This window comes from Bacillus sp. FSL L8-0167 (assembly GCF_038630295.1).
Classification (GTDB): Bacteria; Bacillota; Bacilli; order Bacillales; family Bacillaceae; genus Bacillus; species Bacillus safensis.
Genome location: NZ_CP152027.1, coordinates 1,768,631 through 1,784,654 on the forward strand (window position 1 = coordinate 1,768,631; position 16,024 = coordinate 1,784,654).

The following is a 16,024-nucleotide window of genomic DNA, read 5'->3' on the forward strand; positions in this document are numbered from 1 at the left end:
AATGCTTTAAAGGAGTTTGTCATGATTTCTAAAGAACAGCTTGCAAGAATAAATGAGCTTTCAAAAAAGTCGAAAGAAACCGGTTTATCAGACGCTGAAAAAACAGAACAAAAGCAGTTGAGAGAAGAGTATTTAAAAGCTTTTCGTTCTTCTATGAAAAATACACTTAAAACTGTCAAAATCGTTGACCCTGAAGGAAACGATGTCACACCAGAAAAATTAAAAAGAGAAAAAGATCAGAACCTTCATTAAGGTTGTGATTTCTTGAATTTTGAAAAGATGGGAAGAATATTCTCGTCTTTTTTCATATTTGCATAACTTTTTAGGTGATCGATAAACTAAATGTGACAAAATCCTTCTTTTTCAGCGTGAAATAGTTGTGAAAAAAGGACAGTAGATTTATGATAATGGTGTACACAAGATACGGAAGGGGATTTATATGGAAACGATTGAATTGAAATCTATTGCAACAATACGTACTCTCTCCATAGACGCAATTGAAAAAGCGAATTCCGGTCACCCAGGAATGCCGATGGGTGCTGCACCAATGGCATACGCTTTATGGACGAATCACTTAAACGTAAGTCCGCAAAATCCAAATTGGTTTAACAGAGACCGCTTTGTTTTATCTGCGGGCCATGGTTCTATGCTTCTATACAGCATGCTTCATTTAAGCGGATACAATCTGAGCATTGAAGATTTAAAACAATTCCGCCAATGGGGAAGCAAAACACCTGGACATCCTGAATTTGGACACACAGAAGGCGTAGACGCGACAACGGGTCCACTAGGCCAGGGAATTGCTATGGCAGTAGGAATGGCACTTGCAGAAAGACATCTTGCGGAAACGTATAACAAAGACAACTTTCATGTTGTAGACCACTATACATACAGCATTTGCGGAGATGGAGACTTAATGGAGGGAATTTCCTCTGAAGCAGCTTCACTTGCTGGTCATTTAGGCTTAGGCCGTTTAATCGTTCTTTACGATTCAAATGACATTTCTTTAGATGGCGATTTAGATCGTTCATTCTCTGAAAATGTGAAGAATCGTTTTGAAGCGATGAACTGGGAAGTTCTTTACGTGAAAGACGGCAATAACATCGAAGAAGTAACAGCTGCTATTGAAAAGGCGAAACAAAGCACAGACAGACCTACATTAATCGAAGTGAAAACAACGATCGGTTTCGGATCTCCAAACCGTGCGGGAACGTCTGGTGTGCATGGTGCACCGCTTGGCAGCGAGGAAGCAAAGCTGACGAAGGAAGCTTACTCTTGGACGTTTGAAGAAGATTTCCATGTACCTTCTGAAGTGTACGATCATTTCAAAGAAGCTGTCAAAGACGCTGGACAGAAAAAAGAAGCAGCGTGGAATGAATTGTTTGCGCAATACGAAAAAGAATATCCAGAGCTGGCAGCACAGCTGAAGCTTGCGATTGAAGGAAAGCTTCCTGAGAATTGGGATCAAGAAATTCCTGTTTATGAAGCAGGTTCAAGCCTTGCTTCCCGCGCATCTTCAGGTGAAGTGTTAAATGGCATTGCAAAGCAAGTACCTTTCTTTATTGGCGGGTCTGCTGACCTTGCTGGATCAAATAAAACAACGATTAAAAACACAGATGATTTCGGGAAAAATAATTATGCCGGCAAAAACATTTGGTTCGGTGTCAGAGAATTTGCAATGGGTGCAGCGCTCAATGGTATGGCACTTCACGGCGGTCTTCGTGTATTCGGCGGAACGTTCTTTGTTTTCTCAGATTACTTAAGACCAGCGATTCGTCTTGCTGCCTTAATGGGACTTCCAGTCACTTACGTCTTTACTCACGATAGTATCGCTGTTGGTGAAGATGGTCCAACGCATGAACCGGTTGAACAGCTTGCTTCACTGCGTGCGATGCCTAATCTTTCCGTTATCCGCCCAGCAGATGGAAATGAAACAGCTGCAGCGTGGAAACTAGCTGTATCTTCAACGGATAAACCGACAGCACTAGTTCTTACTCGTCAAAACCTTCCAACAATTGACCAGGCACCAGAGAAGGCATATGAGGGAGTAGAAAAAGGTGGATACGTTGTGGTTGAAGCAGCTGATGCACAGCCGGAAGCACTTCTACTCGCTTCAGGATCTGAGGTTGGTTTAGCCATTGAAGCACAAAAGGCACTTGAAAAAGAAGGTATCCGCGCGTCTGTTGTCAGCCTTCCTGCATGGGATCGCTTCGATCAGCAGTCAGACGAATACAAAGAATCCGTTCTTCCTAAAGCAGTACGTGCACGTATTGCAATTGAAATGGGTGCTTCACTTGGCTGGGAGCGTTACACGGGGCTTGATGGTGACGTGATTGCAATTGATAAATTTGGCGCTTCTGCACCAGGAGAAACCATTATCGAGAAATACGGCTTTACTGTCAGCAATGTAGTCAGCCGTGTGAAAGCGAAGCTGAATAAATAAACGAACTCCAAGCATCATGCTTTTTTGCTATCTGTTTGCAGAGCATTTTCATCCGCTCTGCAAACTTTTTTCTTTTTTCTTGTTTTTTTGACAAAACTAGTTTCTTCTTGCTTCATATATAGACAATTCTTTCTTTCACATTTTTGTATAATACAAGCAATAAACGAGATTGACGAAATGTGAAAGGAAGGGATAGACATGGAACGTCATTATTATATTTATTGGATTGAGGATGAATTTGCTCATCACTATTTTGGCAGAGAATCGATTTTGTTTCATTTGTTTGAGTCGTTACATTGGACGAACCGCACTGACGATGAACTTGTAATGCTTGTGAAGCAAGTGGATTATGTGACGAAACGAATCCCTGCTTTTCATATGCACCAGCGTCTAATGAATAACTTAACGAACATTCACTATACACAAATAGGCTCGATTTACAGCGCTTCCTTACCAGATGGAAAAGGAACTGCAGCATTTATTATTAAAGACCGGTATATTCAAATGTCTGCCACTGGCAGTTATGAGGCAGAAGCGGTGTTTTTTGAAGTGCTGAGAAAAATCAGCCCTTGTTTTCTTGCGATGGACTTTAGTTCAAAGAAACACGGATGGCTCAATCCAGTAAAAGTGAGGAATTTTGTTTAAAAAAATAAAATTGAACGTGAAATGTTGTATAATAGCCTTTTGTTTAGTACACTTTATACGAGACAACATGAAGGAGGAAGAATTATGGATTTATGGGTTGTCATCCTTGTAGGCGTTGTTGCACTGCTTGCAGGAGTTGCACTCGGATTCTTTATTGCTCGTAAGTATATGATGAGCTATTTGAAAAAGAATCCACCGATTAATGAACAAATGCTTCGAATGATGATGATGCAAATGGGCATGAAACCGTCCCAGAAGAAAATCAATCAAATGATGAAAGCCATGAACAACCAAGCGAAATAATACGTACGATATTATGATCATAGATGGAACATGGTTTTAAAGAATGGACAAGCATTGTCCTTTCTTTATTCAATTCACCTTCATCAGACGCTTAAAACCACTGTACTTGCATGAATGAAGCAGGGAAGGTGGTTTTTATTATGGCGTCAAGAGTATGTAAAAAACAAAAAACCCCTATGTCAGAGGTTTTTGTTTCGTTTATGGTCACACATATCAACTGTTCTAAAAATGGTGCGGCATGTTTGATATCATGAAGTATGATTAGTTGGCTGAGTTTGAGTGTAAGTGTCGTTGATATTGTAAGAGGAGATGATCTAGCTGCTGGCTATGTTCGATGGTCACTGTTGATGTCATCCCATTATGCAAGACAACTTTCATCAGCTCTTCTCTTTTTTCTTCGATTTGAGTTAATAATGATGTTTTTACCAAAGTCATGTTCCTTTCATGCAAATCTTGATAAAAAGAATCGATTCTATTATATCCATTTTAAGGTTTATTTTCAAATTTAAAGGATTCATTATCTTGATGTCAAATTAAATTATATAAGGTTTTAAGAGAATAGACCATCTTTATTGAGGTGATGTAAAAAAAATGAAATGATTTTGTCATCTCTTATTGTATATTGTAAGAAGGGGGTGTTCTTTTGACAGATTTGAATTACTTTTTAGCATTTGGAGCAGGATTTCTTTCTTTTATTTCACCGTGCTGTCTGCCGCTTTATCCAGCATTTTTATCGTATATTACGGGCGTTAGTATAGATGAAGTGAAATCCGAGAAGGTGATGCTGAGAAGAAGAAGTCTGCTTCATACTTTATTCTTTTTAGTTGGGTTCTCTATTATATTTATTGCGATTGGCTTTGGGACATCGTTTGTCGGGAAGTTTTTTAATGATTATCATCAAGCGATTCGTCAAATTGGAGCCATCCTCATTATTTTCTTTGGTTTTATGACTCTTGGCGTATTCAAGCCCTCTTTTCTCATGGGCGAAAAGAGAATCCAGTTCAAAAATCGTCCTGCTGGTTTTTTTGGATCCATTCTCATCGGAATGGGCTTTGCCGCTGGATGGACACCTTGTACAGGACCTATTTTATCTGCTGTCATCACACTGGCGAGTAACAATCCTGAGTCGGCGGTCATGTATATGATTGCGTATGTATTCGGATTTGCCGTCCCGTTTTTTATTCTCTCCTTTTTCATTACGAAAATGGCGTGGATCAGAAAACGTCAGCAGCTCATCATGCGAATTGGCGGAATCATTATGATTGTGGTAGGGATTTTGCTGTTCTTTGATCTTCTGACATGGATTATCATCATGTTCTCATCATTGTTTGGCGGCTTTACAGGCTTTTGAAATCGTTTTCTACAGTCGCGGCGAATGGTTTTTTTTCGTCAATTGGAGTATATTATACATAGGCTGACCTTAAAGAATAAAGGAATGATTTGATATGATGATCTTGATCTCTTCTATAATTGCGGTATGTATGGCGGTGGCCGTCATGTTTATTCGCATTAAGTCATCTGCAAAACCTGCAACTGCGAAAAAAATTATTTTACCTCCTATTTTCATGAGCACTGGCGCACTGATGTTTTTTGTTCCTATGTTTCGGGTAACTGGAGCTGAATTTCTAGAAGCGATCACAGTGGGGATGTTTTTCTCTATATTTTTAATCAAAACATCGAAGTTTGAAATTAGAGGTAATGACATCTACTTAAAACGGTCAAAAGCATTTGTGTTCATTCTCATTGGACTTCTTGTCCTTCGTATCGGGATGAAGACCATCTTGAGTTCTTCTATTGATTATGGTTCATTAAGCGGGATGTTTTGGATTCTTGCCTTTGGCATGATCGTGCCTTGGCGGGTTGCCATGTATTTATCGTTTAGAAAGCTGTCTAAACAATTAGATCCGCAGCAGATTCAAATGAATTAAACCTCCTTTTCATAAAGGAGGTTACATATTGTTGACAAAGGGCTAAAATGATCTTTTATTTTAGCCCTTTGTCTTCTATTCAGCGTTATTGAAAACCTTTGAAGTCTAGGAAGGACGAGCACTGGCGCGGAGCGAATTTAACATTCGTGAGCACCAGCGCGCAGGACTGACAAAGAATGCGAGGGTTTGTCTAAACGCTGAAACCTCCTTTATAAAAGGAGGTTATTTTAATAACGATTCATATGGCGAGTGATCAATGTTTTTTTCTTGAAGGCGCTTCAGTAAAAACTTATGATCCCGCTTTGGTGTGGCCATAATGTAGCCGCGAATGATTAAGTCTAAATTAATGCTGGCAGCCTGTTCTTTTAATGCCAGCTCACCGATTTTACCTGCAATTTTTTCTTTGGCAACATCTCTAAACAGCTCTGGAACAGGTAATACGAGTTCATTTAACAGCTGTTTGTCCTCATCCCGCCATAGGTGAAGGCTCTTTTGAATATATTCATCCTGCCAATCAAGCTCTGATTTCCCATCTTCCTTTGGCAATCGTTTTAAAAACTTGCGAAACATAAAAAAGCCACCGATTGCGAGTAATCCGATCATCACTGTACCCCAAAATAAAATGAACCACAAAAACCAGCCGCTTAACATGTTCTCACTCCTTATACCCCTTATCTCTCTATTTTATATTACATGAAGAGAGGATAGAAGAAAATAACAAAAATGTATGTCTATGATCTCTATAAATGCCCTTTTTCATTGATAGCCGCCCATTTACTAGAATGACCCAAACCAATTAATAGAAAAAGAATACATTATCATATAGCGACTCTACTATTTGGCCATGGTGGTTCGCAAAAGGTATTGACTTGAAACGAACGGGAAGAGAGCCCACCTATATAAAGGTGGGCTCTTAATGTTTGAAGTGCGGGATTTGAAAGGAAAATGCACCGTTTGGATGGTCGGAACATTTTTTAATTTTGATCGATATGACTCGGTTTTCATAATCTGTTTCAATGTCTTTGTCGTTTAAATAAAAAGGGAGCATCACGCTTTTTTCAATTGGCTGTTCGCCTTCACCATTTGCATGTTGTACTGTGTAAGTCAACGTCAGCTCATGTCCAGCGAAGGTCAGCTTTACATCAGTGATCGATAAGGTGGAGACATCGATTTCGATAATATAATCACGGCTTGTTTCATAAAGATCAATTGGGAGGTGTTCATCATACCAGGCAAATGGATCATCCATTAAAACATTGAGCCAATCATCTATTTCAATAAAATCAGAGGAATTCGATTGCTTTTCATTCTCCATAAACACTCCTCCATCACATCTCATAATAAATCATATGATGAAAATAGAAATGTGTGAAAGACCTAAAACATCCCGTGTGGTCACGGGATGAGAGGGGGATAATTACATATCATGATGAGAATTGTGCTTTTGTCTTGTATGGTTGCGGTTTTTCACTTTTTTACTGCCTGATAACGGCTCAGGCTGACCGCCTTGATGCTCCTTAGGAGAGTTTTGACGGATGTCTTTCCCTGTGTTTTTATTCGTCATGATGTTTGGCTCCTTCTTATTGATTCTTTTTACGTTTTTTATTGTTTTGCCTTTGTTCTTCTGTTAAAACGAGCTGATCATCTTCCGTATAGCCTGCGCCATTACCCTGGCTTTTGGCTGCGTTCATGCCATTAATGACATGATTCGCTTTGCGTTTTGTCATGTTTTATCACCTCATTTATAGTATGAGCCCGCCCCGCTTCGTTTATGAAGAGTAATCATTTCCTAATGATAAGTTAAACTTATTGAATTTAATAAAAGCATTGTTATTTACTTATGTATGAATTTGTTTTAAGATGAAATTGTGAGAAAATTGTGGTGAAATACGACGATTTTTCTGAGAATTGAAATTGATCTTGATCATCAAAAGGGGGATTTTGGACATGTCGAAACAGCAGCAAGTCGCTAAACAAGACGCTTTTCAATCTAGAAAAACGTTTTCGACAAATGGGAAAACGTATCACTATTATTCGTTAGAAGCACTAGAGAAACAAGGAATCGGAAATGTTTCTAAGCTGCCTTATTCCATTAAGGTACTTTTAGAATCAGTGCTTCGCCAAGTAGACGGTAGAGTGATCAAGAAGGAACACGTTGAAAACTTGGCAAAATGGGGAACTGCCGAGGTAAAAGAAATTGATGTTCCATTTAAACCTTCTCGAGTTATTTTACAAGACTTCACGGGTGTACCAGCAGTCGTTGACCTTGCTTCTTTAAGAAAAGCAATGGCAGATGTAGGCGGGGATCCGGATAAAATCAACCCTGAAATTCCAGTTGACCTTGTGATTGACCACTCAGTACAAGTTGATAAAGCTGGAACTGAAGATGCATTAAACATTAACATGGACTTAGAATTCGAACGTAACGCAGAGCGTTATAACTTCCTTAGCTGGGCAAAGAAAGCGTTTAATAACTACCAAGCTGTTCCGCCTGCAACAGGAATTGTTCACCAAGTGAACTTAGAGTATCTTGCAAGTGTTGTTCATGCGATTGAAGAAGATGGCGAGATCATCACTTACCCAGATACATTAGTTGGAACTGACTCTCATACAACGATGATTAACGGTATCGGTGTACTTGGATGGGGCGTTGGCGGTATCGAAGCGGAAGCTGGTATGCTTGGTCAGCCTTCATACTTCCCAGTACCAGAAGTGATTGGTGCTAAATTAGTTGGAGAGCTTCCAAACGGAACAACTGCAACCGACCTTGCATTAAAAGTCACACAAGTCCTTCGTGAAAAAGGCGTAGTGAACAAGTTCGTTGAGTTCTTCGGACCTGGTGTTGCACAATTACCATTAGCAGATCGTGCAACCATTGCGAACATGGCGCCAGAATACGGTGCTACTTGCGGATTCTTCCCAGTAGATGAAGAAGCCCTTGCTTACCTTCGCCTTACTGGACGTGATGAAGAGCAAATTAATATCGTTGAAGAATATTCTCGCGCAAATGGCTTATTCTATACGCCAGATGCAGAAGAGCCAATTTTTACTGATGTTGTGGAAATTGATCTTTCTAAAATTGAGTCAAACTTATCTGGACCAAAACGTCCACAAGATTTGATTCCACTTTCTAAAATGAAAGAAACGTTCCATCAACACATCGAAAGCCCAGCTGGTAACCAAGGGTTTGGCTTAGATAAATCAGAGCTTGATAAACAAATCGAATTTGATCTTGCAAACGGTGAAAAAGCTGTGATGAAGACAGGTGCGATTGCGATTGCAGCGATTACAAGCTGTACGAATACATCGAACCCATACGTGTTAATCGGAGCAGGTCTTGTTGCGAAGAAAGCAAGTGAGCTCGGTATGAAAGTGCCAAACTACGTCAAAACGTCACTAGCACCGGGTTCTAAAGTTGTAACAGGCTACCTTGTGAATTCGGGACTTCTTCCATATTTAAGAGACCTCGGATTTAACATTGTTGGATATGGCTGTACAACATGTATCGGAAACTCTGGACCGCTTGAGAAAGAAATTGAAGATGCAGTCTCTGAAAATGACCTGCTGATCACTTCTGTTTTATCAGGTAACCGTAACTTTGAAGGTCGTATTCATCCGCTTGTGAAAGGGAACTATCTTGCATCTCCACCATTAGTTGTGGCTTATGCACTTGCTGGTACGGTGAATATTGATTTAACAAAAGATCCTATCGGTGTCGATAAAAATGGCGAGAACGTTTATTTCAATGACATTTGGCCATCAATGGATGAAATCAACAGCGTCGTTAAAAGCACTGTCACACCTGAGCTATTCCGTTCAGAGTATGAAACAGTTTTTGACAACAATGAACGATGGAATGAAATTAAAACGACGGATGATGCATTGTACAAATGGGATGAAAATTCCACATACATTGATAACCCGCCATTCTTTGAAAACCTATCAGTTGAACCTGGTAAAGTTGAACCGCTTAAAGGCTTGCGCGTCGTTGCGAAGTTCGGTGACTCTGTCACAACTGACCATATTTCTCCTGCTGGAGCGATTGGTAAGGACACACCGGCGGGCAAATACTTGCAAGAAAGAGGCGTATCGCCTAGAGACTTTAACTCATATGGATCCCGCCGTGGTAACCACCATGTCATGATGAGAGGGACTTTTGCAAACATCCGTATTAAGAACCAAATTGCACCAGGAACAGAAGGCGGTTATACAACTTACTGGCCAACTGGTGAAGTGACATCGATTTATGATGCATGCATGCGTTATAAAGAGGATGGAACAGGTCTTGCGATCTTAGCAGGTAAAGACTACGGAATGGGTTCTTCACGTGACTGGGCTGCTAAAGGAACAAACCTTCTTGGAATTAAATTTGTTCTAGCTGAAAGCTTTGAGCGTATCCACAGAAGTAACCTTGTCTTCATGGGCGTACTTCCTTTGCAGTTTAAAGACGGAGAAAGTGCAGAAACTCATGGTCTAACAGGAACAGAAACATTTGAAGTTCATGTTGACGAAACAGTTCGTCCACGTGATCTCGTCACTGTGAAAGCAATTGACACAGATGGAAACGAGAAAACGTTTGAAGTGGTGGTTCGCTTTGACAGTGAAGTCGAAATTGACTACTATCGTCATGGCGGTATCCTTCAAATGGTGCTTCGCGAAAAATTGGCAAGCAACTAATACAGCAAAGAAGAGAAGGCGATCTAAACAGCTTTCTCTTCTTTTTTAAAATAGTGGAGGATCAATCATGTGGAAAAAAGGAATGGCAAGCGCTGTTTTACTTGTGTTGATTGGTTTACTTGCGTGGAATTTATTTGGGCCAAAAGAGCCCGCAATCGGTCTTGAAAAAGGCGATCAGGCCCCTGATTTTGAACTGAGAACCCTTGACGGCAAAACCGCCTCGTTATCTGATTACCGAGGGAAAAAGGTGCTCGTCAATTTTTGGGCGACATGGTGTAAGCCGTGCAGGACGGAAATGCCGGATTTAGACGCGATTAGGAGCGTAAATGACCAAGTTGAAGTACTAGCGGTGAATTTAACGACCACTGAAAAGAGTGTGGATCATGTGGCAGCATTCACAAAAGAATTAAAGGTGAGCTTTCCTGTTTTATTGGACCAAAAAGGCATTCAAGCAAGATATCAGGTGCTCTCATACCCAACGACATACATATTAGACGAAAAAGGACGCATCATGTCTGTGAAGCATCAAATGCTGACAAAAAAAGAAATTGAAAAAGAGCTGGATCTATAATGATTCAGCTCTTTTGCTTATTTTCTAAATGTTTTGGCGAAAATGTAATCATACATATATGGAGGTGAGTGGAATGAGAAGAAGAAAACGACGCACATTTGAAGAGCTTGTGCTTGAAAATAAAAAAGAATTATTAAGCAATGAGGAATTTTTAAACCAGCTTGAAGAAAAGTTGGAAGAGCGATTTAGACAGAAATAAGTTATGAATTATCCGTTTTCGTTCATCCTAAAGAAGAGGGAGGGATGATAATGGGTAGAGAGCATGATAAACAAGCGCAGTTTACACCAGACCATTTAGGGACAAAACCTGTAGCATACAAACGGAATAAAGGTAAAAAGATGCATAATAAATCAAATGAACAGCCTGATGTGATACAGACGAAGGGCGAATAAGGAGGGAATCATGATGAATGACAAGTCCTATCAATCCAATCCAGATGATCGTTCTGATAATGTTGAAAAGCTGCAAGATATGATCGAGAACACTCTTGAAAATATTGATGAATCTGAAGCAGCGATGTCCGTTTCAACAGAGACAGAAAAGCAAATGATCAAACAAAAAAACGAAAACCGCAAAATGAGTATTGACGCGATGCGTTCTGAGATCAAGGACGAAGAAGCAGCAAGAAAGAATGGCTATACCGAATAAACCAGGGATTCCTGGTTTATTTTATTGCCTCTTTTTAGAAGAACCATTTGGAATGTGGTAAAATGGCAGAGACAGACCTTAGGTTTTGATAGGAGAGCGATGAAAACGTGTATATATCCAAAAAAGAAATAGAAGTCCGTTATGCAGAAACAGATCAAATGGGCATCGTGTATCATGCCAATTATTTAATTTGGATGGAAGTTGGCAGAACAGCATTGATAAAAGAATTAGGTTTTTCCTATGCACAGCTAGAAGCAGACGGCGCTCTTGCACCTGTTATAGACTTGCAGGTTCAATATAAAAAACCATTGCTGTATGGTGAAACAGCAACCGTTCATACATGGATTGAAGAATATAATGGGGTCAAAACGGTGTATGGCTATGAAATTCAAAAACCTGATGGACAAACAGCGATTACAGGGACAACCTCACATATTTGTGTCGATAAAGACACCTTTAGACCTATTCAATTTAGAAAAGCCTTTCCTGCTTGGCATAAAGTATATGAACAGTCGAAGAAGAAGCAGGTTTAATTTATGGCTTTTGGTATTAAACGAAGCGATTTAAACGCTTGGAAATCAGCTGTCCAGCAAGGAAAAGTTGCTTTTTTAACACACTACTGGCTTGATGACCGTTTTCCAAATGCCAATACTGTCACAAAAGCAGCCTGTCAGGATATGAAGCGGTTAGTTGAGTGGGGAGAAAGACATGGACTAAAAAAAGAATGGATTCATGACCGCGAAGGGTTCCCTCATTTTGACTTGATCGGTGAGCTGCAAAAAAGAATTCTGCAAAAGGAACGATCTTTAGGAAACATTCAGGAGTATGGGCTGTATATTGAAGTGTAAAACAAAAAAGATACCCGAGGGATGAGGTATCTTTTTTGTTTATTCATAATGAAATTCTGGTTCTTTCACGGAATCGTTATAATCAATATGCAGATCATGGTTGTCAAAGTACCAAATATCACTTTCCTCAATAAAGAAAGTAATACCTTCTATTTCAGCGGTTGCGCCGGCATTTTGAGGTTCATCTTTTGCGACGCCTAGAGAAAAGCCTTTTTGTACATTACTGCACCCGCCATATCTCACAAAAAAGCGAACTTGATCACCTTTTTCTAAATCTAATTCATCCTTGTACCAATTGAGTGCATCTTCTTTTATCGTTAATTTCAATGTGATCGCCCCTTTTTGAAGTCATGCTGTTTTTAAAATGCAGGATGCAAAAACAGCTTTTCTTTACTTTTACCACATATTTAAATGGATGAAACGGCTAGAGCCATTTGATTTTCGGTTCAGTTTTGTTGAGAATTCGTTTGAGGTTGGCGATGTGTCTGTAGATCACAAAGCCAGCAAGAACGGCAACAACAATGATTAAGAAAAGGTCTTTGGTGAATATGCTGTAAATGAATGTATAGATCCCGGTCAGCATGGATGATAGTGAAACATATTTACTAATGTATAAAAATAAGAAAAAAGCAGCGATCATCGTGATAAATAGGAATGGGGCATAAAATAGCAGCACACCGCCTGATGTAGCGACTGCTTTTCCCCCTTTAAATTTTGCAAAGACAGGAAAGCTGTGACCGATAACAGCAGCAACTCCTGCTAATAAGGGATGGATGTCCAGCTGCATGAAAAACGGTAAAGCTGAAGCAAGCGTCCCTTTTAGGATATCAGCAGTAATCACAATAGACCCTGCTTTTACGCCAAGTGTACGAAATGCATTCGTCGCACCTAGGTTTCCGCTGCCATGTTCACGGATATCGATTCCCTTTGCAGCTTTCCCGACAATGAGACCGGATGGAATACTGCCGAGAAGATAAGCCAAAATAAACATCAAAGCAATTAACATCTGCATAACTCCTTTATATTCTCCCTCTTGTCTTACATTTTAACATGATCTTGTGAAAAACATGGGGAACTTTTTTTGAAAAAATCGAAAGCAGATGGATTCAGCTTTGTTTTTAAGCAGAAATTCGCTAAAATAGAGGAAAAGGAGTGTTTGGATGAACAATCCTACGAAAGAAGAAATTGGCCGTATATTAAAGAGCAGTAAACGAATTGCTGTTGTTGGTTTATCAGATCAGCCGCACCGGACGTCTTATATGGTGTCTAAAGCGATGCAGGATGCCGGGTATGAGATCATTCCAGTGAATCCAACGATCGATGAAGCTCTCGGTGTGAAAACAGTCGCTTCTTTAAAAGACATAAAAGAGCCTGTTGATATCGTCAATGTTTTCAGACGTTCAGAGTTTTTACCAGAGGTGGCAGAAGAGTTTCTCGAAATAGACGCACCTGTTTTTTGGGCGCAGCAAGGCATATATCACGAAGAAGCGAAAAGGCTGATTGAGGAAAATGGCAAGGTCGCCATCATGGATTTATGTATCAAGGTGGCTCATGCGATGACAAAAACTCATTAAATCGTCAAAAATCCTTGGTTTTTCAAGGATTTTTGCTTTTTTGTTGCAGAAATATATTTGCGATTCTGAAAGAAAGCGATAAAATAAGGCGACAGGGACATATCGGCGGCCTTGCATATCGAGAAAAAGAGCGATAAGATAAATATAGAACATTCGTTCTGTTTTGCTAAAACCATCATATGATTGCATTTGGCTTATGAAACAGTCTTGTTTATAATGGACTTCTAGTTCTGATTGCAGAATGTAGAATGATTCTCATAGCTGTGCAAAAGAGCATGTATTGGTGAATCACACATGCATGGTGATGATGCAGCTTATTAAAGTGGACAGTAATGAGCAGCATGATCATCATTAAAATCTAGAGAGATCATTTGATGATTAGCCGGTTATGTTTGTTAGTGAAAGGGGATTAAGCATTTGGTTAAAAAGCAGCAAGTAGATTATAACGATGATTCTATTCAGGTGCTAGAGGGACTTGAAGCGGTCCGTAAACGTCCAGGGATGTATATTGGATCTACGGATTCACGCGGTCTTCATCACCTTGTCTATGAGATTGTAGACAACTCTGTCGATGAAGTGCTCGCTGGCCATGGAGATCATATCATTGTCAAAATACATAAAGATAACAGCATTTCCGTTCAAGATAAAGGGCGTGGAATGCCTACTGGTATGCATAAGCTTGGAAAACCGACACCCGAGATCATTTTAACGGTCCTGCACGCAGGCGGAAAATTTGGTCAAGGCGGATATAAAACAAGTGGTGGACTTCACGGAGTTGGGGCATCTGTTGTGAACGCGCTGTCAGAATGGCTCACTGTCACAATTGAACGTGACGGATTTATTTATCATCAGCGCTTTGAAAACGGCGGTAAACCTGTCACATCACTTGAAAAAGTCGGAAAATCGAAAAAAACGGGAACACTGATTCATTTTAAGCCTGACCCTACCATGTTCAGTGTTACGACCTATAATTTCGATACATTATCAGAGCGTTTAAGAGAATCTGCCTTTTTATTAAAAGGGTTAAAAATAGAGTTGATCGATGAACGGCATGATGTACAAGAAACGTTTTATTATGAGACAGGCATTGAAGCCTTTGTTGCTTATTTAAATGAAGAAAAAGATGTTCTGAGTGAAGTCGTCTCATTTGAAGGAGAGCATCAGTCCATTGAAGTAGATTTTGCTTTTCAATTTAATGATGGCTATTCGGAAAATATCCTTTCCTTCGTTAATAACGTCAGAACAAAAGATGGCGGTACACATGAGTCTGGTGCCAAAACGGCCATGACGAGAGCCTTTAACGAATATGCTCGCAAAGTCGCTCTTTTAAAAGAAAAAGACAAAAATTTAGAAGGCACTGATATTCGTGAGGGACTGTCTGCTATTATTTCTGTCAGAATTCCTGAAGAGCTGCTTCAATTTGAAGGACAGACAAAAGGAAAGCTTGGGACAAGTGAGGCTCGTTCAGCTGTTGATGCTGTTATTTCTGAAAAACTTGCGTATTTCCTTGAAGAAAACCGGGAAACAGCCACTCTTCTTGTGAAAAAAGCGATTAAAGCGCAGCAGGCAAGAGAGGCTGCTAGAAAAGCCCGTGAAGAAGCAAGGAGCGGCAAGAAACGGAAAAAGTCTGAAGCCACGCTGAGCGGAAAATTAACACCTGCTCAATCTAGAAACCCGGCAAGAAACGAACTATACCTAGTAGAGGGTGACTCAGCGGGCGGGTCAGCAAAACAGGGGCGCGACCGTAAATTCCAAGCGGTGCTGCCGCTGCGCGGAAAGGTCATCAATACAGAAAAAGCAAAGCTTGCTGATATTTTCAAAAACGAAGAAATCAACACCATTATTCATGCAATTGGTGGAGGCGTCGGAGTCGACTTTAATGTAGAAGACATCAATTATGACAAAATCGTGATCATGACAGATGCGGATACGGATGGAGCGCATATTCAAGTGCTTCTCTTAACATTCTTCTACCGCTATATGAAGCCGCTGATTGAGCATGGCAAAGTATTTATTGCACTTCCGCCTTTATATAAAGTCAGCAAAGGCTCAGGGAAAAAAGAGATTATTGAGTACGCATGGTCTGATGAAGAAATGGATGACGTACTGAAGAAAGTTGGAAAAGGGTACACGATTCAGCGCTACAAAGGGTTAGGTGAAATGAATGCCGACCAGCTATGGGAAACGACAATGAATCCAGAATCGAGAACACTTGTCAGGGTCAAAATTGATGATGCTGCACGTGTGGAACGCCGCGTCACAACTCTAATGGGTGACAAAGTAGAACCACGCCGTAAATGGATTGAAAAGAATGTCGCCTTTGGACTTGATGAGGAAAGCAACATTCTTGAAAATGAAAACTTGTCGCTAGCTGAGGAGGTTTAAA

Annotated in this window: 22 protein-coding genes; 15 read left to right on the top strand and 7 right to left on the bottom strand. The window is 40.1% G+C overall.

The window, feature by feature from the left end; translation table 11 throughout:
* The first annotated feature begins 21 nt into the window (after window positions 1-21).
* The 4 genes from MHB66_RS09025 (at window position 22) to MHB66_RS09040 (ending at window position 3,391) form a co-directional block, all read left to right on the top strand.
* Window positions 22-252, top strand: a complete 231-nt coding sequence (locus MHB66_RS09025; protein ID WP_024425132.1) for a DUF896 domain-containing protein — start codon at window positions 22-24, stop codon at window positions 250-252.
* Window positions 253-439: 187 nt separating this feature from the next.
* The gene (gene tkt / locus MHB66_RS09030) at window positions 440-2,443 is read left to right on the top strand and encodes a transketolase (protein WP_024427083.1); all 2,004 of its coding nucleotides are present in this window, start codon (window positions 440-442) and stop codon (window positions 2,441-2,443) included.
* Window positions 2,444-2,641: 198 nt separating this feature from the next.
* The gene (gene sirA / locus MHB66_RS09035) at window positions 2,642-3,088 is read left to right on the top strand and encodes a sporulation inhibitor of replication protein SirA (protein ID WP_024425134.1); all 447 of its coding nucleotides are present in this window, start codon (window positions 2,642-2,644) and stop codon (window positions 3,086-3,088) included.
* Window positions 3,089-3,172: 84 nt separating this feature from the next.
* Entirely contained in the window at window positions 3,173-3,391 is a 219-nt protein-coding gene (locus MHB66_RS09040) for a YneF family protein (RefSeq protein ID WP_003212379.1), read from the top strand.
* A 261-nt stretch (window positions 3,392-3,652) separates the two neighbouring features.
* Here MHB66_RS09040 and MHB66_RS09045 read toward each other — a convergent pair whose 3' ends face one another.
* Entirely contained in the window at window positions 3,653-3,820 is a 168-nt protein-coding gene (locus tag MHB66_RS09045; protein ID WP_008343814.1) for an aspartyl-phosphate phosphatase Spo0E family protein, read from the bottom strand.
* A gap of 214 nt (window positions 3,821-4,034) precedes the next feature.
* On the opposite strand from MHB66_RS09045, the gene MHB66_RS09050 reads away from it, so the two are divergent.
* Window positions 4,035-4,742: a cytochrome c biogenesis protein CcdA gene (locus MHB66_RS09050; protein ID WP_034283434.1), complete on the top strand. Its 708-nt coding sequence runs from the start codon at window positions 4,035-4,037 to the stop codon at window positions 4,740-4,742.
* 94 nt (window positions 4,743-4,836) lie between these two features.
* Window positions 4,837-5,319 (top strand): CcdC protein domain-containing protein, encoded by a 483-nt coding sequence (locus MHB66_RS09055; RefSeq protein WP_024425136.1) that lies wholly within the window; start codon window positions 4,837-4,839, stop codon window positions 5,317-5,319.
* A 222-nt stretch (window positions 5,320-5,541) separates the two neighbouring features.
* On the opposite strand, the gene MHB66_RS09060 is transcribed toward MHB66_RS09055, so the two are convergent.
* From MHB66_RS09060 to sspO, 4 genes are all read right to left on the bottom strand, one after another.
* A complete protein-coding gene (locus tag MHB66_RS09060; RefSeq protein WP_024427086.1) occupies window positions 5,542-5,970 on the bottom strand; it encodes a DUF2621 domain-containing protein in 429 nt (142 codons plus the stop codon).
* A 262-nt stretch (window positions 5,971-6,232) separates the two neighbouring features.
* Window positions 6,233-6,634 carry an Hsp20/alpha crystallin family protein gene (locus MHB66_RS09065; protein ID WP_041117524.1) on the bottom strand — a complete coding sequence of 134 codons (402 nt, stop codon included), beginning with the start codon at window positions 6,632-6,634 and terminating at the stop codon, window positions 6,233-6,235.
* A 102-nt stretch (window positions 6,635-6,736) separates the two neighbouring features.
* Window positions 6,737-6,883, bottom strand: a complete 147-nt coding sequence (locus MHB66_RS09070) for a small acid-soluble spore protein P (RefSeq protein WP_003211331.1) — start codon at window positions 6,881-6,883, stop codon at window positions 6,737-6,739.
* Window positions 6,884-6,899: 16 nt separating this feature from the next.
* Complete coding sequence (gene sspO / locus MHB66_RS09075; RefSeq protein ID WP_034283440.1) at window positions 6,900-7,046, bottom strand: small acid-soluble spore protein O; 147 nt, start codon at window positions 7,044-7,046, stop codon at window positions 6,900-6,902.
* Window positions 7,047-7,266: 220 nt separating this feature from the next.
* Between sspO and acnA the strand changes: the two genes are divergently transcribed.
* From acnA to MHB66_RS09110, 7 genes are all read left to right on the top strand, one after another.
* A complete protein-coding gene (gene acnA / locus MHB66_RS09080; protein WP_034283443.1) occupies window positions 7,267-9,996 on the top strand; it encodes an aconitate hydratase AcnA in 2,730 nt (909 codons plus the stop codon).
* A 67-nt stretch (window positions 9,997-10,063) separates the two neighbouring features.
* Window positions 10,064-10,567 (top strand): TlpA disulfide reductase family protein, encoded by a 504-nt coding sequence (locus MHB66_RS09085; RefSeq protein WP_046311207.1) that lies wholly within the window; start codon window positions 10,064-10,066, stop codon window positions 10,565-10,567.
* Window positions 10,568-10,640: 73 nt separating this feature from the next.
* Window positions 10,641-10,766: an FbpB family small basic protein gene (locus tag MHB66_RS09090; protein WP_003211002.1), complete on the top strand. Its 126-nt coding sequence runs from the start codon at window positions 10,641-10,643 to the stop codon at window positions 10,764-10,766.
* A gap of 50 nt (window positions 10,767-10,816) precedes the next feature.
* Entirely contained in the window at window positions 10,817-10,960 is a 144-nt protein-coding gene (locus MHB66_RS09095) for an acid-soluble spore protein N (protein ID WP_008357830.1), read from the top strand.
* A 13-nt stretch (window positions 10,961-10,973) separates the two neighbouring features.
* Entirely contained in the window at window positions 10,974-11,216 is a 243-nt protein-coding gene (gene tlp / locus MHB66_RS09100; protein WP_080943450.1) for a small acid-soluble spore protein Tlp, read from the top strand.
* Between the two features lie 107 nt (window positions 11,217-11,323).
* Complete coding sequence (locus tag MHB66_RS09105) at window positions 11,324-11,749, top strand: thioesterase family protein (RefSeq protein ID WP_041117527.1); 426 nt, start codon at window positions 11,324-11,326, stop codon at window positions 11,747-11,749.
* Between the two features lie 3 nt (window positions 11,750-11,752).
* Window positions 11,753-12,064, top strand: a complete 312-nt coding sequence (locus MHB66_RS09110) for a hypothetical protein (RefSeq protein WP_046311211.1) — start codon at window positions 11,753-11,755, stop codon at window positions 12,062-12,064.
* Between the two features lie 39 nt (window positions 12,065-12,103).
* On the opposite strand, the gene MHB66_RS09115 is transcribed toward MHB66_RS09110, so the two are convergent.
* Window positions 12,104-12,391, bottom strand: a complete 288-nt coding sequence (locus MHB66_RS09115; RefSeq protein WP_046311213.1) for a HesB/YadR/YfhF family protein — start codon at window positions 12,389-12,391, stop codon at window positions 12,104-12,106.
* A gap of 97 nt (window positions 12,392-12,488) precedes the next feature.
* Window positions 12,489-13,070, bottom strand: a complete 582-nt coding sequence (gene plsY / locus MHB66_RS09120) for a glycerol-3-phosphate 1-O-acyltransferase PlsY (protein WP_024425146.1) — start codon at window positions 13,068-13,070, stop codon at window positions 12,489-12,491.
* A gap of 154 nt (window positions 13,071-13,224) precedes the next feature.
* Between plsY and MHB66_RS09125 the strand changes: the two genes are divergently transcribed.
* Both MHB66_RS09125 and parE read left to right on the top strand, forming a co-directional pair.
* The gene (locus tag MHB66_RS09125; RefSeq protein WP_046311215.1) at window positions 13,225-13,638 is read left to right on the top strand and encodes a CoA-binding protein; all 414 of its coding nucleotides are present in this window, start codon (window positions 13,225-13,227) and stop codon (window positions 13,636-13,638) included.
* Window positions 13,639-14,055: 417 nt separating this feature from the next.
* On the top strand, window positions 14,056-16,023 hold the full coding sequence (parE, locus tag MHB66_RS09130) for a DNA topoisomerase IV subunit B (protein ID WP_039178939.1): 1,968 nt from the start codon (window positions 14,056-14,058) through the stop codon (window positions 16,021-16,023).
* The last annotated feature ends 1 nt before the right edge of the window (window position 16,024 follow it).

What these genes read in the sequence shown, in the direction of transcription:
- MHB66_RS09095 (WP_008357830.1), top strand. Translation starts at nt 10,817, where the DNA reads ATGGGTAGAGAGCATGATAAACAAGCGCAGTTTACACCAGACCATTTA.
- MHB66_RS09055 (WP_024425136.1), top strand. Translation starts at nt 4,837, where the DNA reads ATGATGATCTTGATCTCTTCTATAATTGCGGTATGTATGGCGGTGGCC.
- plsY (WP_024425146.1), bottom strand. Translation starts at nt 13,070, where the DNA reads ATGTTAATTGCTTTGATGTTTATTTTGGCTTATCTTCTCGGCAGTATT.
- sspO (WP_034283440.1), bottom strand. Translation starts at nt 7,046, where the DNA reads ATGACAAAACGCAAAGCGAATCATGTCATTAATGGCATGAACGCAGCC.
- MHB66_RS09065 (WP_041117524.1), bottom strand. Translation starts at nt 6,634, where the DNA reads ATGGAGAATGAAAAGCAATCGAATTCCTCTGATTTTATTGAAATAGAT.
- tlp (WP_080943450.1), top strand. Translation starts at nt 10,974, where the DNA reads ATGAATGACAAGTCCTATCAATCCAATCCAGATGATCGTTCTGATAAT.
- MHB66_RS09090 (WP_003211002.1), top strand. Translation starts at nt 10,641, where the DNA reads ATGAGAAGAAGAAAACGACGCACATTTGAAGAGCTTGTGCTTGAAAAT.
- MHB66_RS09060 (WP_024427086.1), bottom strand. Translation starts at nt 5,970, where the DNA reads ATGTTAAGCGGCTGGTTTTTGTGGTTCATTTTATTTTGGGGTACAGTG.
- tkt (WP_024427083.1), top strand. Translation starts at nt 440, where the DNA reads ATGGAAACGATTGAATTGAAATCTATTGCAACAATACGTACTCTCTCC.
- sirA (WP_024425134.1), top strand. Translation starts at nt 2,642, where the DNA reads ATGGAACGTCATTATTATATTTATTGGATTGAGGATGAATTTGCTCAT.
- MHB66_RS09040 (WP_003212379.1), top strand. Translation starts at nt 3,173, where the DNA reads ATGGATTTATGGGTTGTCATCCTTGTAGGCGTTGTTGCACTGCTTGCA.
- MHB66_RS09085 (WP_046311207.1), top strand. Translation starts at nt 10,064, where the DNA reads ATGTGGAAAAAAGGAATGGCAAGCGCTGTTTTACTTGTGTTGATTGGT.
- MHB66_RS09125 (WP_046311215.1), top strand. Translation starts at nt 13,225, where the DNA reads ATGAACAATCCTACGAAAGAAGAAATTGGCCGTATATTAAAGAGCAGT.
- MHB66_RS09025 (WP_024425132.1), top strand. Translation starts at nt 22, where the DNA reads ATGATTTCTAAAGAACAGCTTGCAAGAATAAATGAGCTTTCAAAAAAG.
- MHB66_RS09110 (WP_046311211.1), top strand. Translation starts at nt 11,753, where the DNA reads ATGGCTTTTGGTATTAAACGAAGCGATTTAAACGCTTGGAAATCAGCT.
- MHB66_RS09070 (WP_003211331.1), bottom strand. Translation starts at nt 6,883, where the DNA reads ATGACGAATAAAAACACAGGGAAAGACATCCGTCAAAACTCTCCTAAG.
- acnA (WP_034283443.1), top strand. Translation starts at nt 7,267, where the DNA reads ATGTCGAAACAGCAGCAAGTCGCTAAACAAGACGCTTTTCAATCTAGA.